Here is a 24037-nt window from a genome sequence, read left to right on the forward strand (position 1 = left end):
GCCCCTCGTTCGAACGACGGTCAGGCGCCGAAGTTGTTCATGTTGATCGCAGCGCCCGCGATGGCGCTGACGATGCCGACGACCACGCCGACGGCGCCGCAGATCAGGGCGGCCCGCGCCTGGCCGGCGTTGCTGGCCTCGCCCGCCTGGACCTTCTTCTGGCCGAGCACGCCGAGGACGACCGCCACGATGCCGGCCGGGACACCCAGCAGCGGGCAGCACAGGCCGAGCACGATCGAGGCGATGCCGACGATCATGCCGGCCAGGCCCATGGTGTTGTTCTGGCCCTGACCCTGCGCCGGGCCGGCCGGGTAGCCGGCGGTCGGGTACTGCGGCGCGGCACCGTACGGCGGCTGCTGCTGCGCGTACGGGTCCTGGCCGTAGGCGGGCTGACCCGAGGTGGGCTGGCCGTACGGCTGGCCCGACGTCGGCTGCTGGCCGTACTGGGGCTGCTGGCCGTACTGCGGGGCCTGCGGCGGCTGGGCGTACGGGTCGTTCGGCTGAGCGGTCGGGTCCTGGTTCGGCTGCTGGCCGTACGGGTCCTGGCCGGGGTAACCGGGCTGCATGTCTGGGTGCTCCTCAGGTTCGGTTCGGTTGTGCGTCAGTTGCTGCCGCTGTTGCCGGCGATACCAGCCAGGCCGCCGAGGAGGCAACATCCCACCACGATGATGGCGATCCAGGCCAGGCCGGCGATGAGGGCCCACTTGGACCACTTCTTGGACTCGGCGGCGGCAGCCTGGGCGCCGGCGTAGTCGCCCTGCTGGATCAGCGGGTTGACCTTCGACGCGTTGATGATGGCCGGGATCGCGAGCGGCCAGAACAGGAAGATCGCGACGATGGACATCGTCATGTTGTTGTCGATCTGCTGCGGCTGCTGCGGGGGGTATCCGGGCTGCATGCGACGTACTCCTCGGTCCGACGGCACGCGGCGTGCCGGATTCTTCGTGGGGGTGCGGGCCGGGCGCGAGGCCGGACACCGGGCGACCGGCAGCGTACCGCGAGCACGCCACCCGGGAGGTCAACCGTTGAGCCGCCGCCCCGAGGCCGGGGCGCCTGACCTGCCCGATAGGGTTGCCGCGTGACCGAGCCCGCGTCCGTCGCCCGCCTCGTCGTCCTCGTCTCCGGTTCCGGCAGCAACCTCCAGGCGCTGCTGGACGCCACCGCCGACCCCGGCTACGGCGCCCGGGTCGTCGCCGTCGGCGCCGACCGGGACGGGATCGCCGGCCTGGACCGGGCCGCCGCCGCCGGCGTGCCGTCCTTCGTCGAGCGGCTCAAGGACCACCCCACCCGCGCCGACTGGGACAAGGCGCTCACCGCGCGGGTCGCCGAGCACCGGCCGGACCTGGTCATCAGCGCCGGGTTCCTCAAGCTGGTCGGGCCGGAGTTCCTGGCCGCGTTCGGCGACCGCTACCTCAACACGCACAACACGCTGCTGCCGGCGTTCCCCGGCATCCACGGCCCCCGTGACGCGCTGGCGTACGGCGTGAAGGTCACCGGGGCCACGCTGTTCTTCGTCGACGCCGGGATGGACACCGGGCCGATCGTGGCCCAGGTCGCCGTGCCGGTGCTCGACGACGACGACGAGGACACGCTCACCGAGCGCATCAAGTCCGCCGAGCGGCGCCAGCTCGTCGAGCAGGTCGGCCGCCTGGTCCGTGAAGGCTGGACGATCACCGGAAGAAAGGTCACCATCCCGTGAACGCCACTGAGGACGCCGGCCGCCGCCCGATCCGGCGCGCGCTGGTCAGCGTCTACGACAAGACCGGCCTGGCCGAGCTGGCCCGCGCCCTGCACGGGGCCGGCGTGGAGATCGTGTCGACCGGGAGCACCGCGTCGACGATCTCCGGCGCCGGGGTGCCGGTCACGCCGGTCGAGCAGGTCACCGGCTTCCCGGAGATCCTCGACGGGCGGGTCAAGACGCTGCACCCGAAGATCCACGGTGGTCTCCTCGCCGACCTACGCAAGGACGCGCACGCCGCCCAGCTCGACGAGCACGGCATCGCCGGCATCGACCTGCTGGTCTCCAACCTCTACCCGTTCCAGGCCACCGTCGCCTCCGGCGCCGACACCGAAGAGTGTGTCGAGCAGATCGACATCGGCGGCCCGGCGATGGTGCGGGCCGCGGCGAAGAACCACGCCTCGGTCGCGGTGGTGACCGACCCGGCCGCGTACCCGGCGGTGGTGGCCGCGCTCGCCGACGGCGGTTTCACGATCGCCCAGCGCCGGGCGCTCGCCGCCCGGGCCTTCGCCGACATCGCCGACTACGACGTGGCGGTGGCCGACTGGTTCGCCACCACCGTGGCGCCGGCCGAGGACGGCTGGCCGCAGTTCGCCGGGCTGGCGCTGCGCCGCCAGGCCGTGCTGCGGTACGGCGAGAACCCGCACCAGGCGGCGGCGCTCTACACCGATCCGGGCGCGCCGGCCGGGCTGGCCCAGGCCGAGCAGCTGCACGGCAAGGAGATGTCCTACAACAACTACGTCGACGCGGACGCCGCCTGGCGGGCCGCCAACGACTTCCCGGACCAGCCGGCGGTGGCGATCATCAAGCACGCCAACCCGTGTGGCATCGCGGTCGGCGCGGACGTGGCCGAGGCGCACCGCAAGGCGCACGCCTGCGATCCGGTCTCCGCGTTCGGCGGGGTGATCGCGGTGAACCGGCCGGTCGACGCGGCGATGGCCGGCCAGGTCGCGGAGATCTTCACCGAGGTGCTGGTGGCGCCCGGCTTCGACGAGGACGCGCTGGAGCTGCTGCGGGCCAAGAAGAACCTCCGCCTGCTGCGGGCGCCCGAGTTCGCTGTGCGGCCCGCCGAGTGGCGGCAGGTCAGCGGCGGCGTGCTGGTGCAGTCGCGGGACGCCGTCGACGCGCCCGGCGACGACCCGTCCGGCTGGACGCTGGCCACCGGCGACCCGGCCGACTCCGCGACGCTGCGCGACCTGGCGTTCGCCTGGCGGGCGGTCCGCGCGGTGAAGAGCAACGCGATCCTGCTGGCCCGCGACGGCGCCACCGTCGGCGTCGGCATGGGTCAGGTCAACCGGGTGGACTCGGCGCGGCTGGCGGTCAGCCGCGCCGGCGACGAGCGGGCCCGCGGCTCGGTCTGCGCCTCCGACGCGTTCTTCCCGTTCGCCGACGGCCCGCAGATCCTCATCGATGCCGGGGTACGGGCGATCGTGCAGCCGGGCGGCTCGATCCGGGACGAGGAGACCATCGCGGCCTGCAAGGCGGCCGGCGTCACCATGTACCTGACCGGGACGCGGCACTTCTTCCACTGACCAGGCCGTAATCGCCCGGGTGCGTCGGTCGTCCACCCGACGGACGCACCCGGACGCCGGGCCGTTGCCCGCCGCCGGAACCGGTTGCTAGCGTGTGCGCGGCGAGATCGACCGTCTCCGCCGCCCGTGAGACCGGCAGGTGTGCCATGCGCGTTCGCGACCGGTTGACCGCCGTCGTCGTCACGCTGGCCTTCGTCCTGGCCGGACTGGGATCGGCCGCCGCGCCCGCCGTCGCACCGGCCCCCGCCCCGATCGTTGCCGCGCTCGCCGCCGCGCCGCCCGCCGATACGCCCGCCGCCGCGCCGCCTGCCGGAACGCTCGCCGCCGCGCCGTCCGCCGGAACGAGCCCGGTCGCGCTGCGTACCGCGTACCCCGGAATCTCCTGGTCGGAGCTTGCCGCCGGGCCGTGGCACGACCACGGCGGCGGCCTCGGCTACGCCGACGGACCGGACGACCTGGCCCCGGCCGCGCTCCCGCGCGTGGCCGGTCCGGCCGTGCCGGAACCCGTCGTGCCCGCGCCCCGGCCGCCGGTCGTGCCGCTGCCGCCGCGCGGCCCGCTCGCCGCGCGCGCCCCGCCGGCCGCCTGAGCCACGCCGGACCCGGGACCCGCACGCCGGGACACCTCACCCGAGCCGCACCGGACTGCCGCGTCGACCCGGCGGTTCCGTCGCGGGACACCGATCACGTACGGCGGCGCGCCTCAACGCCTCCGGGATCGCCCCGGGTCCACGCCCAACCCGCCGCAGCGGAGGCCCCGCCCCCTCTTCCTCCGGGGGACGGGGCCTTCGTCGCGCTCACACGTCGGTGCGGACCTCGGCGAAGTGGCAGGCGCTGGGGTGCGGGTCCGCCGCCCGGGGCACGGTCTGCGGGTCCTGGACCGCGCAGACCTCCTCGGCCTTCCAGCAGCGGGTCCGGAAGTGGCAGCCGGACGGCGGGTCGGCCGGGCTGGGCACGTCGCCGCTGAGCCGGATGATGGTCTGCCGGTCGCGGGCCTCCGGATCGGGCACCGGGACCGCCGACAGCAGCGCCTGGGTGTACGGGTGGGTGGCCCGCTGGTAGATCTGCTCCTCGGTGCCGATCTCGACGATCCGGCCCAGGTACATCACCGCGACCCGGTCGGAGATGTGCCGCACCACCGACAGGTCGTGGGCGATGAAGATGTACGACAGCCCGAACTCGTCCTGGAGCTGCTCCAACAGGTTGATCACCTGGGCCTGGATGGAGACGTCGAGCGCCGACACCGGCTCGTCGCAGACGATGATCTCGGGCCGCAGCGCGAGCGCCCGGGCGATGCCGATGCGCTGCCGCTGGCCGCCGGAGAACTGGTGCGGGTACCGGTTGACGTGTTCCGGGTTGAGCCCGACCACGTCCAGCAGCTCCTGCACCCGCTGCCGCCGGCTGCGCTTCGGCGCCGCCTCCGGGTGGATCTCGAACGGCTCGCCGACGATGTCGCCGACAGTCATGCGCGGGTTCAGCGAGGTGTACGGGTCCTGCATCACCATCTGCATGTTGCGGCGCAGCCGGCGCAGGTCCGCCCCGCCGGCCCGCAGCAGGTCGCGGCCCTCCAGCGTGACCCGCCCGGCGGTGGGCGTCTCCAGGCGCATCAGCAGCCGGGCCAGCGTGGACTTGCCGCAGCCGGACTCGCCGACCACGCCGAGCGTCTCGCCGCGCCGCAGCTCGAAGGAGACGCCGTCGACCGCCTTGACCTGGCCGATGGTCTTCTTGAACAGCACGCCCTGGCTGATCGGGAAGTGCTTGACCAGGTGGTCGACGGAGAGGATGGTCTCGCCGCGCACCTTCGTGGCGTCAGCCGGCGCTGTCATCGTGCACCTCCTGCGCGAAGTGGCACGCGCTGGTCCGCCCGTCGCCGAGCACCAGGTCGTGCGGCACCTCGTCCACACAGACCTGCTGGACGTACGGGCACCGGGGGTGGAACGGGCAGCCGGAGGGGATCGCCATCAGGTTCGGCGGCAGGCCGCGGATGCTCGACAGCTCCTGGCCGCGCACGTCCAGGCGCGGGATCGACTCCAGCAACCCCTTCGTGTACGGGTGGGCCGGCGCCCGGTACAGCGCGCGCACGTCGGCGTGCTCGACGATGCGGCCCGCGTACATGACCGCGATCCGGTCCGCGACACCGGCGACCACGCCCAGGTCGTGGGTGATCAGGATGAGCGCCGTGCCGAGGTCGCGGCGCAGGTCGGCCAGGAGGTCCATGATCTGCGCCTGCACCGTCACGTCCAGCGCGGTGGTCGGCTCGTCGGCGATCAGCACCTTCGGGTCGAGAGCCAGCGCCATGGCGATCATGACCCGCTGGCGCATGCCGCCGGAGAACTGGTGCGGGTAGTCGCCGAGCCGCTTCGCCGCGGCCGGGATCCGGACCAGGTCCATCAGCTCGATCGTGCGCCTGCGCGCGTCGGCCCGGGACATCCCGGCCCGTTCGCGCAGCGACTCGCCGATCTGCCAGCCGACCGGGAAGACCGGGTTCAACGCCGACAGCGCGTCCTGGAAGATCATCGCGATCTCGGTGCCCCGGATCTGACGGCGTTCCTCCTCCGGCCGGGTCAGCAGGTCCCGCCCCTGGTAGAGGATCTGCCCGCCGCGCACGTACGCGGGCGGGGTGTCCAGGATGCCCATGATCGCCTGGGCGGTGACGGACTTGCCGGAGCCGGACTCGCCGAGCACCGCGAGCGTCTCCCCGGCGTCCAGGTGGTACGTCACCCCGTTGATGACCCGGGCCACGCCCTCGCGGGTGCGGAACTCGACGTGCAGGTCCCGTACCTCCAGCAGGTGCCCGCCCGGCGGGGTGGGCGAGGCCGGCGTGGGCCGGGCCGACGACTGGGTCATGGGTTGTCACCGCAGCTTCGGGTCGAAGGCGTCGCGGATCGCGTCGCCGAGCATGATGAAGGCGAGCACGGTCAGGGCGAGGAAGGCCGACGGCACGATCAGCGGCGTCGCCGACTCGCGCATGTGCACCCGCCCGGCGTCGATGTCGATGCCCCAGGAGATGGTCGGCGCCTTCAGGCCGATGCCGAGGAAGCTCAGCGTCGCCTCGGCCGCGATGAACGAGCCGAGCGCGATGGTGAGCACCACGATGGCCGGGGCGAGCGCGTTCGGCAGGATGTGCCGCCACATGATCCGGCCGTTGCCGGCCCCCAGCATCCGGGCTGCGGCCACGTAGTCCTGCTCCCGGGCGGTGATCACCGAGGAGCGGACCACCCGGGCCGCGGTGGTCCACCCGAGCAGCGCCAGCACGAAGATCACCGCGAACAGCCGTACCGTGTCGCCGCTGGTGCTGACCCGCTTGAGCAGCACGATCGCGGCCAGCAGCAGCGGGATGCCGAGCACGATGTCGATCACCCGGGAGAGCACCGCGTCGACCCAGCCGCCGAAGTAGCCGGCGAGCATCCCGACGACGAGCGCGATCACGCCGGTGATCAGCGCGGAGAGCGCCCCCACCAGCAGTGAGGCGCGGGCGCCGTAGACCGCGCGGGCGAACGTGTCGCAGCCCTGGAAGTCGTACCCGAAGATGGCCCCGCCGGACGGCCCGGCGTGCTGGCGGGAGAGCACGCAGTCGCGCGGGTCGTTCGCGGCGAACAGCCCGGGGGCCACCGCCATCGCGGCGACGAGCACCACCAGGAGCAGGCTGATCCAGAAGACCGGGTTGCGGCGCAGGTCCCGCCACGCGTCCCCGGCCAGGCTGCGGGCCCGGTCGGGGCGCCCGGCCCGGCCGGGCGTGCCCGGTTCGCCGGAGACGCCGCGCCGCGCCGCCTGGTTCTCGGTGGCCGCCACCGTCTCGAAGTCACTCATAGCGGATCCTCGGGTCGAGGACGGCGTAGAGCACGTCCACCACCAGGTTGGAGAGCAGGTAGACCACGACGAGCACGCTGACGATGCCGACCACCAGGGGGCCGTCCTCGGTGCGGATGCCGCGGAACAGGTTGAAGCCGACGCCGGGCACGTTGAACACGCCCTCGGTGATGATCGCGCCGCCCATCAGGTTGCCCAGCTCGACGCCGAGGAAGGTGATCACCGGGATGAGCGAGTTGCGCAGCACGTGTACGCCGACGATGCGGCGTCGACGTAGGCCCTTCGAGCGGGCGGTGCGGACGTAGTCGGCGCGCAGGTTCTCGGTCACCGAGGTACGGGTCAGCCGCAGCGCGGTGGCCAGGGACAGCGAGCCGAGCACGATGCCGGGCAGCAGCAGCGCGTAGAAGGAGGGTTGCGCTCCGGCGGTGGGCGGGAAGATCGGCCACCGTACGCCGAGGAAGTACTGCGCCAGCGGCGCGAGCACGATGGTGGGTATGCCGAGCACCAGCAGCGTGAGCACGAGCGTGGCGTGGTCGAACACGCCGGAGCGGCGGATGGCCGCGATCACGCCGGCGGTGACTCCGAAGATCACCGTGACCGCCATCGCGATCACCGCCAGCTTGAGGGTGACCGGCCAGGCGGCGGCGAGGATGTCGCTGATCTGCCGCCCGGTCAGCGACTGCCCGAGGTCACCCTGGACCAGACCGCCGAGGTAGTTGAAGTAGCGGTAGAAGAAGCCGCCGACCCCTGTCGCGTCCAGGTGGTACTTCTCGGTCAGGTAGGCCCGCTGCGCGGGGGTCACCGGCCGCTCCCCGGCGAGGGCCTGGATCGGGTCGCCCTGCCCGGCGAACATCAGCGCGTAGACGATCAGAGTGGTCCCGAAGAAGGCGAGGACCATCTGCAGGAGTCGCCGCAGGATGAAGCGGAGCATGCTGGCAAGTCTGCCGAAAACGGCGCAAATGCGGGCCAATGCCAAGGCCGGGCCACCCGGTGGGGGTGGCCCGGCCCGTCAGCAGGGTGTCAGGCGAGTTCGATCTTCAGCAGGTCCACCCGGTCGAAGAGGTCCACGTGGACGTTCTTGACCTTGGTCGAGTGGCCGAAGTTGTTCTGCCCGTACCGCAGCGGGATCACCGGCATGTCCTGCGCGAGCAGGTCCTCAGCCGCCTGGTACTTCTTGATCGCCTCGTCCTCGGTCGCCGCGCGGGCGCCTTCGGCGAGCAGCTTGTCGAACTCCGGGTTGCTGTAGCCGTAGTAGTTCGACGAGCCGGTGCTGCTGTACAGCGGGCCGAGGTAGTTCTCCATGGACGGGTAGTCCATGACCCAGCCCATCCGGAACAGGCCGACCGGCTGCTTCTTCTTGACCTTGGTCAGCAGGTCCGCGAACTTCGGCTCGGCGGTGCCGACGCAGTCCACGCCCAGGTTGGCCTTGAGCTGGTTACAGGTGGCGTCGATCCAGTCCTTGTGGCCGCCGTCGCCGTTGTAGGACAGCTCGATCTTCTTCGGGCCGCCCGCGGCCTCGTACATGGCCTTGGCCTTGACCGGGTCGAACGCGCCCGCGGTGCCGATGGTGTTCTCCCGGTAGCCGGCGACCACCGGCGAGACGAACGAGCGGGCCGGCCGCTGCGAGTCCTTGAAGATCGACTTGGTGATCTCGTCCCGGTCGATCGCCATCGAGATGGCCTTGCGCACCTCGGGCTTGCTGAACTCCTCCTGGAACGTCGGGAAGGCCAGCACCTGCAGCGAGGAGGCCGGGCTCTCCTGGTAGCGGTCGCCCAGGTCGGTCGCGGCGGTGGACAGGTTCTCGGTCGGGATCGTCTTGATCACGTCGAGGTTGTCCGACAGCACGTCCGCGTACGCGGCGGTCGGCTGCTGGTAGATGCGGAACTCGACACCGGCGACCTTGGGCTGCTGGCCCGGGAAGGCGTCGTAGCGCTCCACCTCGACCTTGGCGTCGTGCTGCCAGCTGCCCTTCATCTTGAACGGGCCCTGACCGATCGGGGCCTGCTCGTAGCCCTCGGCCAGCACGCCCGGCGCGGAAAAGGCCGCCTCGGGCAGCGGGTAGAAGGCGGTGTAGCCGAGCATCGACTTGAAGTCCACGTACGGCTCGTTGAGCGTCACGGTGAAGGTCAGGTCGTCGACCTTCTGCAGGCCGCTGAGCGTCTTCGCCTTCGGCGTCTCGCCCTGGAGGTCGTCGTAGCCGGCCACCTTCTCGAAGAAGTAGCTGGAGTTCTGGCCGTTCGGGGCGTACGCGCCGTAGTTCCAGGCGTCGATGTAGTTGTCGGCGGTGACCTTCTCGCCGTTGTGGAACGTGTAGCCGGGCTTCAGCTTGATCGTCCAGACCTTGTTGTCCGACGTCGTCACCGAGTCCGCCGCCACCTCGTGCGGCTTGTTCGCCTCGTCGTAGTCGACGAGCGGGCTGAACAGGGCCGACAGGACCTGGGAGCCGCTCGTCTCGTTGGTGTTTGTGGGCACCAGGTGCTGCGGCTCGGCGATCTCGATCCGCACGGCCGCGTCGGGGTTGCCGGCACCGCCGCTGCCGCCGCCCGAGCCGCAGGCCGTCAGGCCGAGCGTCACCGCGAGCGGGAGCGCGGCCCAGGCCGCGAGCCTACGAACACGCATGGGGTCTCCTCATCTCCTCACGCTGCGCGGTCGTCCCGACGTTGGGTGACTCTGCGCAACGAGCGGTAACGGTAGGTCGCGGTTCGGCCCATCGACAACTGGCGCGTGGTTGATCGATGACGGATCGTGTTCGCCCTGTCTTGTCGTTGCCGCTCGCGCGTGCTAAACCTCGCCCCTGCCTGGTTCTTTCCTGGTTGCCTCTGTTCCGGTCCGCGCGTGGCCGGGCGGTCTGCGACGGCTGTTCCCGCTGTCCGGTCCCTGCCCGTCCGGGTGTGACCGGGCTGCGGCGTCACCGTGATTGGTGACTCTCCGTGACTTAGCGCACGTTGCGCAGCGTGATCGTCGGCCGTCGTCGTCCGGGCCCGCCAGCGGGCGTGAGACGATCACGACGTGACGGCGACGATCCTGGACGGCAAGGCCACCGCGGCGGAGATCAAGGACGAGCTACGGGCCCGGGTCAAGGCGCTCGCGGAACGCGGCATCACCCCCGGCCTCGGCACGGTGCTGGTCGGGGAGGACCCCGGCTCCCAGGCGTACGTCAACGGCAAGCACCGCGACTGCGCCGAGGTCGGCATCGCCTCGCTGCGGGTCACGCTGCCCGCGGACGCCACCCAGGAGCAGCTCGACGCGGCTCTGGCCGAGCTGAACGCCGACCCGGCCTGCCACGGCTACATCGTCCAGCTCCCGCTCCCCGGGCACCTCGACACCCAGCGCGCGCTGGAGTCGATCGACCCGGACAAGGACGCCGACGGGCTGCACCCGGTCAACCTGGGCCGGCTCGTCCTCGGGTACGACGCGCCGCTGCCCTGCACCCCGCGCGGCATCGTGGAGCTGCTGCGCCGCCACGACGTGCCGCTGCGCGGCGCGAACGTGGCCGTCGTCGGCCGGGGCAACACGGTCGGCCGTCCGCTGGGCCTGCTGCTGACCCGGCGCAGCGAGAACGCCACCGTGACGCTCTGCCACACCGGCACGCTCGACCTCGCCGCGCACACCCGCGCCGCCGACGTCGTCATCGTCGCCGCCGGCGTACCGGGCCTGCTCACCGCCGACATGGTCAACCCGGGCGCGACAGTGGTCGACGTCGGCATCACGCGCGTGATCGGCGACGACGGCAAGGGCCGCTACACCGGCGACGTCGACCCGGAGGTCGCCGAGGTCGCCGGCAAGCTCGTGCCGATGCCCGGCGGCGTCGGTCCGATGACCCGGGCGATGCTGCTCACCAACGTGGTCGAACGGGCCGAGCGGGCGGGCTGACACCCACCCAGGTCATAACCGTCCGCCCCTGGCCCGATCGGTGCCAGGATGGCTGATACGGTCCGGAAAACCGACTGGGATCAGGGAGTGGGACGACCATGGGTAAGAAGGTCACTGTCGTCGGCGCCGGCTTCTACGGCTCGACCACCGCACAGCGCCTGGCCGAGTACGACGTCTTCGACACCGTCGTGATCACCGACATCGTGGAGGGCAAGCCGGCGGGTCTCGCGCTCGACCTCAACCAGTCCCGCGCGGTCGAGGGCTTCGAGACCAAGGTTGTCGGCGTCACCACCGGCCCGAACGGCGAGGGCTACGACGCCATCGAGGGCTCGGACGTGGTCGTCATCACCGCCGGCCTGCCGCGCAAGCCCGGCATGAGCCGGATGGACCTGCTGGAGACCAACGCCAAGATCGTCCGGCAGGTCTCCGAGAACGTCGCCAAGTACGCGCCGAACGCCGTCGTCATCGTGGTGTCCAACCCGCTCGACGAGATGACCGCGCTGGCCCAGCTCGCCACCCAGTTCCCGCGCAACCGGGTGCTCGGCCAGGCCGGCATGCTGGACACCGCCCGCTTCACCAACTTCGTCGCCGAGGCGCTGAGCGTACCGGTGAAGTCGGTACGGACCCTGACGCTCGGCTCGCACGGCGACACGATGGTCCCGGTGCCGTCCAAGAGCACCGTGAACGGCAAGCCGCTGCGTGACGTCATGCCGGCCGAGCAGATCGAGGAGCTGGTCGTCAAGACCCGCAACGGTGGCGCCGAGGTCGTCGCGCTGCTCAAGACCGGTTCGGCGTACTACGCCCCGTCCGCCGCCGCGGCCCGGATGGCGAAGGCAGTGGCCGAGGACTCCGGCGAGGTCATGCCGGTCTGCGCCTGGGTCGACGGCGAGTACGGCATCTCCGGCGTCTACCTGGGCGTCGAGGCCGAGATCGGTGCCGAGGGCGTGAAGCGGGTCGTCGAGACCGACCTGGACGCCGACGAGCTGGCCGCGCTGAAGGAGGCCGCCGAGGCCGTCCGCGCCAAGCAGGGCGACGTCGCCAGCATGTGAGCCCGACCAACTGCGCAGAAGGCCCGCCGGCTTCCGCCGGCGGGCCTTCCGCTGTCCCGCCCGCGTCTCTTCCCGCCCTCCCCGTCGATCATGAAGTTGACGGCGTATTCGATCTCCAATTCCGCCGCCAACCTCATGATCGAGCCGGTCGGGGGTGGGGGGTGAAGGGAGCGGTCAGGTGGGGAGTGGCCAGGGTGGCGGGGGAGAGGGTTGCCAGCAGGGTCGTGCGGGCGTGGCGGGCTTCGTCCGGGTCCACCTCGTGGGCGTACGCCAGCTCCGGGGCGACCAACTGGATCGCGTGCACGAGCAGGTCGCCGGTGATCAGGAGGCGCTCGTCGTCCGCCTCGATGAGCACCGACTGGTGACCCGGCGTGTGGCCTGGGGTGTGCAGCAGCCGTACCCCCGGGGTGAGGGGCGTCTCGCCGTCGACCACCCGCAGGCGGCCGGCGGCGCGCAACGGCCCCAGGAGCCGGGCCGGCAGTTCCGGGTGGAACAGATCCAGCGCGTCCAGCTCGGCGCGCTGTACCAGGTGGTCCGCGTTCGGGAACAGCGCGCCGGCCCAGCCCACGTGGTCGGTGTGCAGGTGGGTGAGGACCACGGTGCGGACGTCGGCCGGATCGATCCCGGCGGCGGCCAGCTCGGCCGGCAGCCGGCCGGGGACCGGCGCCCAGCTCGCGGCGAGCGAGTCGGCCGGGCCGATGCCGGCGTCGACGAGCGTGACCGGCCCGTCGCCGGTCCGCACCGCGAACGCGCGGAACCGCAGCCACCACCGGCCGTCGGCGGTGACGGCGCCCGGGTCGAGCCGGTCGGCAGCCGCCCAGTGCGCCTGGGTGGCGCCGGGAAACGCCTCGCCGCGGGGCTGGAAGAAGGGCCCCTCGCCGTCGGACAGCGCGGTGACCGTGATAGACCCGAGGGTGCGGCTGCGCGGCATCGCACGATGATGCCAGCGGGTCGCGGTACGGCGCAGCCCGCTTTTCCGGCGGCCCACCCGGGCCGCCTGGGGACTGCCGGCCAGTTTCCAGTACGCTCGTACTGCTTGAGCACGTGTCCCCCGAGAGGAGCGCCGGCCGATGGCGAAGATCAAGGTAAACAACCCGGTCGTGGAGATCGACGGCGACGAGATGACCCGGATCATCTGGAAGCAGATCCGGGAGCAGCTGATCCTGCCCTACCTCGACGTCGACCTGCACTACTACGACCTGTCGATCCAGCACCGTGACGCCACCGACGACCAGGTCACCGTCGACGCCGCCAACGCCATCAAGGAGCACGGCGTCGGCGTCAAGTGCGCCACCATCACCCCGGACGAGGCCCGGGTGGAGGAGTTCGGCCTGAAGAAGATGTGGCGGTCGCCGAACGGCACCATCCGCAACATCCTCGGCGGCGTGGTCTTCCGCGAGCCGATCATCATGTCGAACGTGCCGCGGCTCGTCCCGGGCTGGACCAAGCCGATCATCATCGGCCGGCACGCGCACGGCGACCAGTACAAGGCCACCGACTTCGTCGTCCCCGGCCCGGGCACGGTGACCATCACCTACACCCCGGCCGACGGCGGCACCCCGATGGAGATGGAGGTCGCCAACTTCCCCGGCGGCGGCATCGCCATGGGCATGTACAACTACGACGAGTCGATCCGGGACTTCGCCCGCGCCTCGTTCCGGTACGGCCTGGACCGCAACTACCCGGTCTACATGTCCACTAAGAACACCATCCTCAAGGCGTACGACGGCCGGTTCAAGGACATCTTCGCCGAGGTGTTCGAGAACGAGTTCAAGGCCGAGTTCGAGGCCGCCGGCCTCACCTACGAGCACCGGCTGATCGACGACATGGTCGCCGCCGCGCTCAAGTGGGAGGGCGGGTACGTCTGGGCCTGCAAGAACTACGACGGTGACGTGCAGTCCGACACCGTCGCGCAGGGCTTCGGCTCGCTCGGCCTGATGACCTCGGTGCTGCTCTCCCCGGACGGCCGCACCGTCGAGGCCGAGGCCGCCCACGGCACCGTCACCCGGCACTACCGGCAGTACCAGAAGGGCGAGAAGACCTCGACCAACCCGATCGCCTCGATCTACGCCTGGACCCGGGGCCTGGCCCACCGGGGCAAGCTGGACGGCACCCCGGCGGTCACCGAGTTCGCGAACACGCTGGAGAAGGTCATCGTGGACACCGTCGAGGGCGGCCAGATGACCAAGGACCTCGCGCTGCTCATCTCGCGGGACGCCCCGTGGCTGACCACCGACGAGTTCATGAACGCGCTCGACGAGAACCTGGCGCGCCGGCTCGCCGCCTGACGTGTAAGGAAGGGCCCCTTCTTAACGCCTCGCGTTGTAGAAGGGGCCCTTTTTAACACCTCAGGGCTGTCGGGGCGGCGTGACCTCGCTCGGTGCGTTCTCGTTGACAGGGTGGACGAGATGCCAGTCGCGTCCGTGAAGGTGGGCCGTCGCCGCGCGCCGGCCGGCCGACCTTCGAGGCTGCTGAGCGCAGCCAGCCGTCCCTTCCCTGCGGGGGGTCCTGTCCCGGGCCCCCCGCGCCCCCGTGCCCGGGCTGCGGTTGTTAAGAAGGGGCCCTTTCTCTACCGCAGGCGTTAACAAGGGGCCCTTCCTTTCATGCGGCGCGCAGCAGCTCGGCGGCTCGCTCGGGGGCGATGTCGTTGATGAACACCCCCATGCCGGACTCCGACCCGGCCAGGTACTTCAGCTTGTCCTTGGCCCGCCGGATGCTGAACAGCTGCAGGTGCAGGTGGCCCAGCTCCCTGTCGATCCGTACCGGCGCCTGGTGCCAGGCCGCGATGTACGGCATCGGCAGGTCGAACAGCCCGTCGAAGCGACGCAGCAGGTCCAGGTATAGCGGCCCGAACGCGTCCCGCTCGGCGTCGTCGAGCGCCGGGATGTCCGGCACCGGCCGGTGCGGCGCCACGTGCACCTCGAACGGCCAGCGCGCCGCCGCCGGGACGTACGCGGTCCAGTGCTCGTTGCTCGTCACCACCCGTTCCCCGGAGGCGCGTTCGGCAGCCAGCACGTCGGCGTACAGGTTGCCGCCGGTGCGCTCGGCGTGCCGCCGGGCGGCGGCCAGCATGTCGCGGGTGCGCGGCGTGACGAACGGGTACGCGTAGATCTGCCCGTGCGGGTGGTGCAGCGTCACCCCGATCTCCACGCCCCGGTTCTCGAACGGGAAGACCTGCTCCACGCCGGGCAGCGCGCTCAGCGCTTCGGTGCGGTCGGCGAGCGCGTCCAGCACGGTCCGCACCCGGTGCGGGGGGAGCCGGGCGAACGAGGCGTTGTGGTCGTCGGTGAAGCAGACCACCTCGCACCTGCCGAGGCCGGGGCGTACCGGGGTGAACGGCGTGATCTCGGCCGGTTCGTCGGCGACCCGCTGGCTCAGTGACGGGAACCGGTTCTCGAACACGACGACGTCGTAGTCGGGCGCCGGGATCTCGCTGTGCCGGTCGCCCCGGGACGGGCACAGCGGGCACTGGTCGGCCGGGGGCAGGAACGTGCGGGTCTGCCGGTGCACCGCGACCGCCACCCACTCGTCGGTCAGCGGGTCGTACCGCAGCTGCGAGGCGGGTGGGGGAGGGGGCAGGTCCCGCCGGTCCGGCTGGTCCCGGACCGCGTCGTCCCGCTCGTCGAAGTAGATCAGCTCGCGGCCGTCGGCCAGCGCGATCTGCGTACGCTTCACTGCGCCCCCCTCTGCGCGGGCACCGTCACCAGCTCGCCCACCCTGTCGTCGAGTACCCGTCGTGCCTCGGGCGCCAACCGGTCGTCGGTGACCAGCACGTCCGCCGCGTCCAGCGGCACTATCGACGAGATGCCGACGGTGCCCCACTTGGTGTGGTCGGCCAGCACCACGAGCCGGTCCGCGGCGGCCACGAGCGCCCGGTTCGTGTCCGCCTCCATCAGATTGGGCGTGGTGAACCCGGCCCGTTCGCTGATGCCGTGCACGCCGAGAAAGAGCACGTCCAGGTGGAGCGCGGCGATCGCGGCCACGGCGAGCGGCCCGACGAGCGCGTCCGACGGCGTGCGTACCCCGCCGGTGAGCACCACTGTCTGGTCGGGCCGGCCGCCGACGTGCAGCGCCTCCGCCACCGGCAGCGAGTTGGTGACCACCGTGAGGCCGGGCACGTCGACAAGTCGCCGGGCCAGCTCGGCGGTGGTGGTGCCGGCGGAGAGCGCGATGGCGGCGCCGGGCCGGACCAGCCCTGCGGCGTGGTCGGCGATCGCCGCCTTCTCGGCGGACTGGCGGTCGGCCTTGGCGCGGAAGCCGGGCTCGTCGGTCGAGCCGGGACCGGCGGGCGTCGCGCCGCCGTGCACCTTGGCGAGCAGGCCCTGCTCGTGCAGCGTGTCCAGGTCGCGGCGGATGGTCATGTCGGACACGCCGAACTCGGCGGCCAGTTCGGTGACCCGGACGCCGCCGGCGAGACGCAGTCGTTCCAGGATCGCCGTCTGCCGCTGCCGTGCCAGCATTCCGGCCCACCTCCGAGCGTCACCGACCGCGATGCTCACGCGGTCGAACGTGTTCCAACAAAGGCGAACACTACCGCGCAGCGAGGGGCGATGCGAAACCGCCGTCGTCCGTAAGGCCGGACGACGGCGGTCGAGGCGCTCGCAGGCCGGACGCGTCCGGCGGCCGAAAGGTCAGGCGGGCTGGAGGCGGGGCTCCACCCAGCCGGTCTCGGTGAGGTGTTCCATCACCTTCCCGATGGCCTCCTCGACGCTGATGTCCGAGGTGTCCACCACGAGATCGGCGTCGGTGGGCTCCTCGTACGGGTCGTCGATGCCGGTCATCCCGGTGAGCAGGCCGGCCCGGGCGCGGGCGTACAGGCCCTTGCGGTCGCGCTGCTCACAGACCTCAAGCGGCGTCGCCACGTGGACCAGCAGGAAGCCCGCGCCGGCCGCCTCGGCCATCTCCCGCGCGGTGGCGCGGGCCGCCGCGTACGGCGCGATCGGGCAGCAGATGCCGACCCCGCGGTGCCGGGCGATCTCGGCGGCCACCCAGCCGATCCGGCGCACGTTGAGATCCCGGTCGGACTTGCTGAACCCGAGCCCGGCGGACAACTCCCGCCGCACCACGTCGCCGTCGAGCAGCGTGATCGTGCGGTCGCCCTGCTCACGGAGCACGTCGGCCAGGCCCCGGGCGATCGTCGACTTGCCCGAGCCGGACAGCCCGGTCAGGAAGATCACCAGTCCCCGGTACCGCCGCGGCGGGCGGGCCCGGACCAGTTCCTTCGCCACCGCCGGCGGGGTGTGCCACTCGGGCAGCGGGAAGCCCCGGTCCAGCAGGTCGTCGATCTCCTCCACGCTCAGCGCCAGCCGGCGGTTGCGCGGCGGGATGTCCTCCCGCCAGCGCCACTGCCCGTCCCGGTTGTCGTAGGCCAGCTCGCGGGGCACCAGCACACGCAGGCCGGCGCCGGAGAGCATGCCCTCGGTGGAGAGCAGGTGGGTCACGCCGTACGCGGCGGCGACCCGGGCCCGCAGCAGCGCGTCGCTGATCTCGTCACGCCGGCGGGCCAGCGGCACCGCCACCAGCGTCGCCGGGGGCATCCGGTCGCGGGCGGCGAACACGGTACGCACCAGCGCCTCGGACGGCAGGCCACCGGTCGACCCCTCGCCCACCGGGATCAGCACCAGCAGGTGCGCGCCGAGCGTGCGGGCCGCGTGCGCGATCTGCGCCAGTTGCGGGCGGTGCAGCGGACGGTCGGCGAAGACCCCGAGCACCCGGCCCGGCGGCAGCAGGCCGCGTACCTCGTCGGGGCCGCGCCGCAGGCGCTGGAACGGTCCGTGGCCGCCGTCGCCCAGGCGGCGCACCGTGCCACCGACGCCCACCAGGCCCTCGCGGCCCGGCCAGACGTCCGTCACGTCCATCGCCGCGACCGGCGCGCCCTCGCCGTCGGTGAGCACCACCGCCCGGCGGGCCGGGTCCGCCGGGTCGAGCCCGTCGGCCAGCGCGGCCGGCACCTGGAGCGTCACCGGCACCGGCCACGGGGTGCCGTCGGCCAGCCGGCCGCGCCGGCTCAGCGAGGTCAGGTCGGCCCGGCTCATGAAACCGGTGAGCGGCGCGTACGCCCCGCTCAGCAACAACTGGAGATCGGCCAGCTCAGCGGGTCTGGGCGCGTACGACGGCGCATCCCGCAGAACGTCCTCGGGCAGCAGCCACCCGTTGCTCATCGAACCCCCAACTCACCGGCCGGCACACAGTTTCGCAGCCCACCGGCGATCGGTCGAGAGCGCCACCCGGCCTCCCGGTAATCGCGCGTTCCGGCGATCGTGCCGAGGACGAACCGGGGTCTTCGAATCCTTACCGCCGGGCCGCCGCCGGTCGATCGTGCGAACGGCTGCCGGCGCGCGCCGTCCGGCCGAGCGCGCGATCCCGGATCCGCCGGACCGCCCGCCGGATCCGGGCGCGGAGCCGGCGCGGATCCTCCACCCGGGGCGGCCCGCCGTCGGCCGCGCAGCGCACCACGAGCGGCAGGTTCGCGTCCAGCGCCCACCCGGCCTGAATCACCCGGGCCCGGACCTCCCAGGTGCCCCGGGTCCGGCCGCCGTCGAGCGCCGCGAAGTCGACGGTGGCGGTGCTGCGGTGACAGACCCGGCCGTCGGCGGCCGGCTCGGTGGTGGCGTCGACCGGCAGGAAGAACTCCTCCCGGGTCTCCCGGCGGCGGATCACCACGTCGGTCCTCGCCCCGCCGGCCCGCATCACGACACCGTCCGGCGCGGCCTCGGCCACCGGGAGCACCGGCAGCCCTCGGTCGTCGAAGCGCAGCGGCTCGTCCCCGGCGCGCAGGTGGGCGGAGACGGCGACGGTCAGCGTCCGTCCCTCCACCTGCCACCGGTCGACGGCGGCGTGCGCCCGGACACTCACGTCCCACTCCGCCAGCCGGCGCAGGTCGGCCATCCGCCCCTGCGCGGCGAGATGCGCGATCACCTGGTACATCGGCGGCACCCCGGCGATCGCCTCGGGTGCGACACGCTCCTTCACGAGCTGCCCCACCTCGTCCGCCACCTGCCCGGCCCAGGGCTCCGGCGCGCTCAGCAGCGCCTGCCCGCGCAGCCGGTTCAGCATCTCCTTGCGCAGCCAGCGCCGGTGCAGCCGCAGGCGGGCCGCAGCCGGTGGGCGGTGGGCGTCCACGATGTCCATCGCGGCCCGCAGCGCCGCGTAGTACTCCGCCGGGTCCATCCGGGTGGCGGTGACGTTGCCCGCGTCCTCGCGGCGGGCGTGGTGGTAGCAGGGGTGGTCGGCCAGCACGCAGATCCGCTCGGCGAGCAGGTAGGCCGCCGCCATCAGCCGGTGGTCCTCCAGGCGTCGCGGGTGGCCCTCCGGGAAGCGCAGCCCGTGCCGGTCGAGGAAGGACCGCCGGAACAGCTTGTGACAGGTCATGCTGTCGGCCAGCGGCGCGTTCGCCAGGGTGGCGTCGAACCGGTTCTCCCGGAACAGCTCCCGCGGTACGCCCCGCCGGTGCCCGATCATCCGTCCGACGACGATGTCCGCGTCGTGTGCCCGGGCGCAGGAGTGCAGGCGGGCCAGCGCCTCGTCGCCGAACCAGTCGTCGTCGTCGGCGAAGAAGACGTACTCGCCGCGTGCCTGCTCCAGCCCCTGGTTGCGCGGGCGCGACGGCCAGCCCGAGTGCGGCAGGCGCAGCACCCGCACGTGCGGGTCGGCAGCGGCCAGCTCGTCCAGGCGCTGCGGCGTCCCGTCGGTCGACCCGTCGTCGGCGAAGATCACCTCGTATCCGCCGGGCGGCAGCCCCTGCCGCGACAGCGACGCGACGAGCGGATCGAGGTGGGCCCCGCAGTTGTACGTGGGCACCACCACGCTCACCGCCGGCCGGTCCGTACCGTCGCTCATGACGCCCCCCGTCGAGTCGCCTCACACGGTGGCAGCTTCCCCGCGACGCCGCTACCCCGTCGGTCACCTAGGGGGCCCGGAGCCGAGGGATCAGGGGATCGCCCGGGTCAGGACGGGCTCCGGCGCGGCCCCGGAGTTCTACGCTGAACGGCGTGACACTGCTCGCGACCGAGTCGCTGACCAAGACGTACGGAGGCCGGGTCACCGCGTTGACCGACCTCACCGTATCGGTCGAGCCGGGGATCATCGGGCTTGTGGGCGCGAACGGCGCCGGCAAGTCCACTCTGATCAAGATCCTGCTGGGTCTGCTCCCGCCGACCAGCGGCCGGGTACAGGTGCTCGGCCTCGACCCGACCACCGACCCGGCGGCGGTCCGCGCCCGGGTCGGATACATGCCCGAGCACGACGCCCTCCCGCCCGACCTGTCCGCCGCCGAGCTGGTCACCCACCTGGGCCGGATCAGCGGACTGCCGCGCACCGTCGCCCGGGAACGGGCCTCCGAGGCGCTGCGCCACGTCGGTCTGCACGAGGAGCGGCACCGGGCCGTCGGTGGCTACTCCACCGGTATGAAGCAGCGGGTCAAGCTCGCCCAGGCGCTCGTACACGATCCCGATCTGCTGCTGCTCGACGAGCCGACGAACGGCCTCGACCCGGCCGGCCGGGACGCCATGCTCGCGCTGATCCACCGGATCGGCACCGAGTTCGGCATCTCGGTGGTGGTCTGCTCGCACCTGCTCGGCGAGGTGGAGCGGATCTGCGACACGCTCGTCGCCATCGACGGCGGCCGGCTGCTGCGCGCCGACCGGGTGTCCGCCATGACCACCGCCACCGACGTGCTCGCCGTCGAGGTGAGCGAGGGCACCGACGAGCTGGCCGCCCGGCTCGCCGCGCTCGACCTGCCGGTGACCCGCGACGGGCGGCTGCTGCTCGTCCCGCTCGCCGACGACGCCACCTACGACCAGATCCTCGGCGCGGTCGCCGAGCTGGACCTGCCGCTGCACCGGCTGGACCAGCGGCGGCACCGGGTGGCCGAACTCTTCGCCGCGAGGGAGCCCAGCCATGTCTGACGCGACCGGGGTCATCCACGACATCGGCTACCAGCGCTACACCGGCCCGCGGCTCGGCCGCCGGCAGGTCTTCGGCGCGCTCTACCTGCACGGCGTGCGTACCGTCTTCGGGCTGGGCCGCAGCGCCAAGGCCAAGATCTTCCCGTGGCTGGTCGTCTCCGTGGTGACCGTGGTGGCCGCCGGGGTCACCGCGGTGCGCAGCCAGATCGGCGAGGTGGTGATGACGTACGCCCAGTTCGCCGACGCGATGAGCTGGCTGGTCATCTTCTTCGCCGCGGTGGCCGCGCCCGAGCTGGTCTCCCGCGACCTGCGCAGCGGCGTGCTGCCGCTGTACTTCTCCCGGCCGCTGCCGCGCGGCGACTACGCGCTGTCCAAGCTGCTGGCGCTTGTCACCGCGCTGTGGCTGCTGCTCGGCGGCCCGCAGCTGGTGATGTTCCTCGGCGCCGCGTTCACCACGAACCGGGGCGTACGCGGGGTGTGGGACGAACTGCTCGACCTGCTGCCCGGGCTGCTCTACGCCGGGCTCTGGGCGGTGGTGTTCGCCTCGATCGCGCTGCTCGTCGCCTCGCTGACCGGCAAGCGCGCGTTCGCGGCCGGCGGCATCGTGGCGGTCTTCCTGATGACCACGCCGGTCGTCGGCGTGCTGTCCATCCTGCCCTCGCGGACGATCAACGAGCTGGCCTTCGTCGCCTCCCCGCCGACGCTCGTCGGCGGCGTGGGCAACTGGGCGCTCGGCGACCGGCTGACCCAGGGACGGGGTGGCATGCCGATCGGCGACTTCGGGCCGGTCTACGCCGCGGTCGCCGTGCTGCTGGTCGCCGCCTGCGTCAGCCTGCTGCTCCTGCGATACCGGAAGGTGGCCGCCCGATGACGGCGATCAGCACCCAGTCGACGGCCGGTACGCCCGCCGCCGCGACGAGCACGCTCGACCTGGCCGGTGTCTCCCGCTGGTACGGCAACGTGGTGGCGGTCAACGACGTCACCATGCGGCTCGGCCCCGGCGTGACCGGCCTGCTCGGCCCCAACGGCGCCGGCAAGACCACGCTGCTGCACATGATGGCGGGCTTCCTGTCGCCGTCGCGCGGCACCGTGACGCTGGACGGGGCGCCGACCTGGCGCAACCCCGGCGTCTACCGGCGGCTCGGCCTGGTCAGCGAGCGCGAGGCGGTGCACACGTTCCTCAGCGCGTACGAGTTCGTGCTGGCCAGCGCGAAGCTGCACCGGCTGCCCGACCCGGAGGCCGCCACGAAGCGGGCGATCGAGCTGGTCGAGATGGAGGACGCGCAGACCCGCCGGATCGGCACCTACTCCAAGGGCATGCGGCAGCGCACCCGGGTCGCCGCCGCGCTGGTGCACGACCCGCAGGTGCTGCTGCTCGACGAGCCGTTCAACGGGATGGACCCGCGCCAGCGGCTGCACATGATGGCGCTGCTGCACCGGCTCGGCGACGCGGGACGGACCATCCTGTTCAGCTCGCACATCCTGGAGGAGGTCGAGCAGGTCTCCGGCACCGTCCAGGTGATGGTCGCCGGCCGGCTGGCCGCCTCCGGCGACTACCGGACCATCCGCCGCCTGATGACCAACCGGCCGCACGTGTTCGCGGTCCGCTCGACCGACGACCGCGCCCTGGCGGTGGCGCTGATGGCCGAGGCGTCGGTCTCCGGCGTCGAGCTGGGCCGCACCGGCCTGACCGTCAAGGCCGGCGACTATGGCGCGTTCACCCGGGCCCTGCCCCGGATCGCGCTCCGGCACGGCATCCGGGTCCGGCAGCTCCTGCCGGAGGACGAGTCGCTGGAGAGCGTCTTCTCGTATCTGGTGGAGGCATGATGTCGACAGTCACCTGGATCACCGCGCGCGGCCTGTTCGGCCGGAGCCGGTTCCTCATGCTGCTGCCGTTGCCGCTGATCCTGATCGGCCTGGCGGTGCTCTGCCGGTCGCTCGGCGTCGACCCCGGCCAGTGGGGCCCGCCGGTGCTCGTCGGTCTCGGCCTGGCGGTGGTGCTGCCGGTGGTGGCGCTGATCGTGGGCACCGGCGTGCTCGGCGCGGAGATCGACGACGGCACCGTCGTGCACATCCTCACCAAGCCGCTGCCGCGCTGGCAGATCGTGCTGCCGAAGCTGGCGGTCGCGGCCGGCGTCACGGCGGTCACCGTCGGTGTCCCGATCTACGTCGCGGGCGTGCTCGCCGATTCGGTACGCCTCGGACTCGCCCTGGTCGTCGCCTCGGCGGCGGGCGCGCTGGCGTACTCGGCGCTGTTCCTGGCGCTGAGCCTGGTGACCCGGCGGCCGGTGCTGCTCGGCCTGGTCTACGTGCTGATCTGGGAAGGCCTGCTGGGCCGGTTCGTCAGCGGCACCCGGGTGCTGTCGATCCAGCAGTGGGTGATCGCCCTGGCCGACCGGATGGCGCCGACGCCGCTGCTCGGCACCAGTGTCTCGGTGCCGGTCGCGGCGGTGCTCACCGCGCTGGTGGCGGTCGGGTTCACCGTGCTGGCGATCGACCGCCTGCGCTCGTTCAGCGTGGCCGGCGAGACGAGCTGAGCCCTGAGGGCGGGACCCGTTTTCTGGCGTTCGCGACGGAAAACGGGTTCCGCCCTGCCGTGTCCGGTCTGCTAGTTTGCGGCGGCTACGAACACCGACACGGGGAGAACACTGTGCGTTCAGCTCGCTTCGCCCTGCTCGCTCCGGCCGCGGTGGCGATGATCGTCATGTCCGGCTGCGGCGACGACGAGGACACCCCCTCGGCCGGGTCGGCGGCACCCTCCGCCCCGGCCGCCACGTCCGTGCCGCCGGTGACGCCGGCCCCGGTGGGCCTCGACGAGGCCACCCGGAAGACCTGCACGACGGCGGAGAAGGACATCACCGCCGCCCTGAAGGAGGTGGCCGAGGCGGAGAAGATCGGCCCGCCGGCCGGTCACTCGGCGGTCAGCGCGCAGTACTCGGCGGGCGCGGCCACGCTCTACACGCACGCCTTCACCAACAGCGACGAGGTGAACAGCGCGGTGAAGGGCGTCGCGACCGAGATGAGCGACCTCGCCGACGCCTGGGCCAAGGCGCCGGGCAAGGCGCCGAGCAGGGCGGATCTCACCGCCGCCCGGGACAAGCTCAAGGCCACCTGCGCGGCCGACTGAGGCAT

The 24037-nt window shown here is 72.4% G+C and carries 23 protein-coding genes; 11 read left to right on the plus strand and 12 right to left on the minus strand.

Annotation, left to right across the window (positions count from 1 at the left end; genetic code table 11):
- Nucleotides 1–20 precede the first annotated feature (20 nt).
- Nucleotides 21–566 carry a DUF4190 domain-containing protein gene (locus MCBG_RS24025; protein ID WP_043328360.1) on the minus strand — a complete coding sequence of 182 codons (546 nt, stop codon included), beginning with the start codon at nt 564–566 and terminating at the stop codon, nt 21–23.
- Between the two features lie 35 nt (nt 567–601).
- Nucleotides 602–898 carry a CD225/dispanin family protein gene (locus MCBG_RS24030; RefSeq protein ID WP_043328361.1) on the minus strand — a complete coding sequence of 99 codons (297 nt, stop codon included), beginning with the start codon at nt 896–898 and terminating at the stop codon, nt 602–604.
- A gap of 180 nt (nt 899–1078) precedes the next feature.
- Between MCBG_RS24030 and purN the strand changes: the two genes are divergently transcribed.
- The 3 genes from purN to MCBG_RS24045 all read left to right on the plus strand — a co-directional run bounded on the left by purN (nt 1079) and on the right by MCBG_RS24045 (nt 3857).
- Nucleotides 1079–1699 (plus strand): phosphoribosylglycinamide formyltransferase, encoded by a 621-nt coding sequence (gene purN, locus MCBG_RS24035; protein WP_043328362.1) that lies wholly within the window; start codon nt 1079–1081, stop codon nt 1697–1699.
- Entirely contained in the window at nt 1696–3270 is a 1575-nt protein-coding gene (purH, locus tag MCBG_RS24040; RefSeq protein WP_043328363.1) for a bifunctional phosphoribosylaminoimidazolecarboxamide formyltransferase/IMP cyclohydrolase, read from the plus strand. The genes purN and purH overlap by 4 nt, the downstream gene beginning before the upstream one ends.
- A gap of 146 nt (nt 3271–3416) precedes the next feature.
- Nucleotides 3417–3857 carry a hypothetical protein gene (locus MCBG_RS24045; RefSeq protein WP_043328364.1) on the plus strand — a complete coding sequence of 147 codons (441 nt, stop codon included), beginning with the start codon at nt 3417–3419 and terminating at the stop codon, nt 3855–3857.
- A gap of 207 nt (nt 3858–4064) precedes the next feature.
- Here the strand turns inward: MCBG_RS24045 and MCBG_RS24050 are convergent, their stop codons facing one another.
- The 5 genes from MCBG_RS24050 to MCBG_RS24070 form a co-directional block, all read right to left on the minus strand.
- Nucleotides 4065–5093, minus strand: coding sequence for an ABC transporter ATP-binding protein (locus tag MCBG_RS24050; RefSeq protein WP_043328365.1), 1029 nt, complete (start codon nt 5091–5093; stop codon nt 4065–4067).
- Entirely contained in the window at nt 5077–6114 is a 1038-nt protein-coding gene (locus MCBG_RS24055; protein ID WP_043328366.1) for an ABC transporter ATP-binding protein, read from the minus strand. The genes MCBG_RS24050 and MCBG_RS24055 overlap by 17 nt, the downstream gene beginning before the upstream one ends.
- A gap of 6 nt (nt 6115–6120) precedes the next feature.
- Nucleotides 6121–7077, minus strand: a complete 957-nt coding sequence (locus MCBG_RS24060) for an ABC transporter permease (RefSeq protein ID WP_030501500.1) — start codon at nt 7075–7077, stop codon at nt 6121–6123.
- Nucleotides 7070–8008 carry an ABC transporter permease gene (locus tag MCBG_RS24065; RefSeq protein WP_043328367.1) on the minus strand — a complete coding sequence of 313 codons (939 nt, stop codon included), beginning with the start codon at nt 8006–8008 and terminating at the stop codon, nt 7070–7072. The genes MCBG_RS24060 and MCBG_RS24065 overlap by 8 nt, the downstream gene beginning before the upstream one ends.
- 89 nt (nt 8009–8097) lie before the next feature.
- On the minus strand, nt 8098–9696 hold the full coding sequence (locus MCBG_RS24070) for a peptide ABC transporter substrate-binding protein (protein WP_043328368.1): 1599 nt from the start codon (nt 9694–9696) through the stop codon (nt 8098–8100).
- 390 nt (nt 9697–10086) lie between these two features.
- Between MCBG_RS24070 and MCBG_RS24075 the strand changes: the two genes are divergently transcribed.
- Both MCBG_RS24075 and MCBG_RS24080 read left to right on the plus strand, forming a co-directional pair.
- On the plus strand, nt 10087–10950 hold the full coding sequence (locus MCBG_RS24075) for a bifunctional methylenetetrahydrofolate dehydrogenase/methenyltetrahydrofolate cyclohydrolase (protein ID WP_043328369.1): 864 nt from the start codon (nt 10087–10089) through the stop codon (nt 10948–10950).
- A gap of 98 nt (nt 10951–11048) precedes the next feature.
- Nucleotides 11049–11999: a malate dehydrogenase gene (locus MCBG_RS24080; RefSeq protein WP_043328370.1), complete on the plus strand. Its 951-nt coding sequence runs from the start codon at nt 11049–11051 to the stop codon at nt 11997–11999.
- 133 nt (nt 12000–12132) lie between these two features.
- Here MCBG_RS24080 and MCBG_RS24085 read toward each other — a convergent pair whose 3' ends face one another.
- Nucleotides 12133–12930 carry an MBL fold metallo-hydrolase gene (locus MCBG_RS24085; protein ID WP_043328371.1) on the minus strand — a complete coding sequence of 266 codons (798 nt, stop codon included), beginning with the start codon at nt 12928–12930 and terminating at the stop codon, nt 12133–12135.
- A 139-nt stretch (nt 12931–13069) separates the two neighbouring features.
- On the opposite strand from MCBG_RS24085, the gene MCBG_RS24090 reads away from it, so the two are divergent.
- Entirely contained in the window at nt 13070–14287 is a 1218-nt protein-coding gene (locus MCBG_RS24090) for an NADP-dependent isocitrate dehydrogenase (RefSeq protein WP_043328372.1), read from the plus strand.
- A 313-nt stretch (nt 14288–14600) separates the two neighbouring features.
- Here the strand turns inward: MCBG_RS24090 and galT are convergent, their stop codons facing one another.
- The 4 genes from galT to MCBG_RS24110 form a co-directional block, all read right to left on the minus strand.
- Entirely contained in the window at nt 14601–15674 is a 1074-nt protein-coding gene (gene galT, locus MCBG_RS24095) for a galactose-1-phosphate uridylyltransferase (RefSeq protein WP_043328374.1), read from the minus strand.
- Nucleotides 15671–16459 (minus strand): DeoR/GlpR family DNA-binding transcription regulator, encoded by a 789-nt coding sequence (locus MCBG_RS24100; RefSeq protein ID WP_043328376.1) that lies wholly within the window; start codon nt 16457–16459, stop codon nt 15671–15673. Before MCBG_RS24100 ends, galT begins: the two co-directional genes overlap by 4 nt.
- 171 nt (nt 16460–16630) lie before the next feature.
- A complete protein-coding gene (gene cysC, locus MCBG_RS24105; RefSeq protein WP_043328378.1) occupies nt 16631–18160 on the minus strand; it encodes an adenylyl-sulfate kinase in 1530 nt (509 codons plus the stop codon).
- A 130-nt stretch (nt 18161–18290) separates the two neighbouring features.
- Nucleotides 18291–19838, minus strand: a complete 1548-nt coding sequence (locus MCBG_RS24110; RefSeq protein WP_084789606.1) for a glycosyltransferase family 2 protein — start codon at nt 19836–19838, stop codon at nt 18291–18293.
- A gap of 152 nt (nt 19839–19990) precedes the next feature.
- Here MCBG_RS24110 and MCBG_RS24115 point away from each other — a divergent pair, with 152 nt between their 5' ends.
- The 5 genes from MCBG_RS24115 (at nt 19991) to MCBG_RS24135 (ending at nt 24032) form a co-directional block, all read left to right on the plus strand.
- The gene (locus MCBG_RS24115; protein ID WP_043328380.1) at nt 19991–20905 is read left to right on the plus strand and encodes an ABC transporter ATP-binding protein; all 915 of its coding nucleotides are present in this window, start codon (nt 19991–19993) and stop codon (nt 20903–20905) included.
- Nucleotides 20898–21776: an ABC transporter permease gene (locus MCBG_RS24120; RefSeq protein ID WP_043328381.1), complete on the plus strand. Its 879-nt coding sequence runs from the start codon at nt 20898–20900 to the stop codon at nt 21774–21776. Before MCBG_RS24115 ends, MCBG_RS24120 begins: the two co-directional genes overlap by 8 nt.
- A complete protein-coding gene (locus tag MCBG_RS24125) occupies nt 21773–22732 on the plus strand; it encodes an ABC transporter ATP-binding protein (protein WP_043328382.1) in 960 nt (319 codons plus the stop codon). Before MCBG_RS24120 ends, MCBG_RS24125 begins: the two co-directional genes overlap by 4 nt.
- The gene (locus tag MCBG_RS24130) at nt 22732–23442 is read left to right on the plus strand and encodes an ABC transporter permease (RefSeq protein ID WP_043328383.1); all 711 of its coding nucleotides are present in this window, start codon (nt 22732–22734) and stop codon (nt 23440–23442) included. Before MCBG_RS24125 ends, MCBG_RS24130 begins: the two co-directional genes overlap by 1 nt.
- A gap of 152 nt (nt 23443–23594) precedes the next feature.
- The gene (locus MCBG_RS24135; protein WP_181373771.1) at nt 23595–24032 is read left to right on the plus strand and encodes a hypothetical protein; all 438 of its coding nucleotides are present in this window, start codon (nt 23595–23597) and stop codon (nt 24030–24032) included.
- Nucleotides 24033–24037 lie beyond the last annotated feature (5 nt).

Source organism: Micromonospora sp. M42 (genome assembly GCF_000568915.1).
In the GTDB taxonomy this organism is placed as follows: Bacteria; Actinomycetota; Actinomycetes; order Mycobacteriales; family Micromonosporaceae; genus Micromonospora; species Micromonospora chalcea.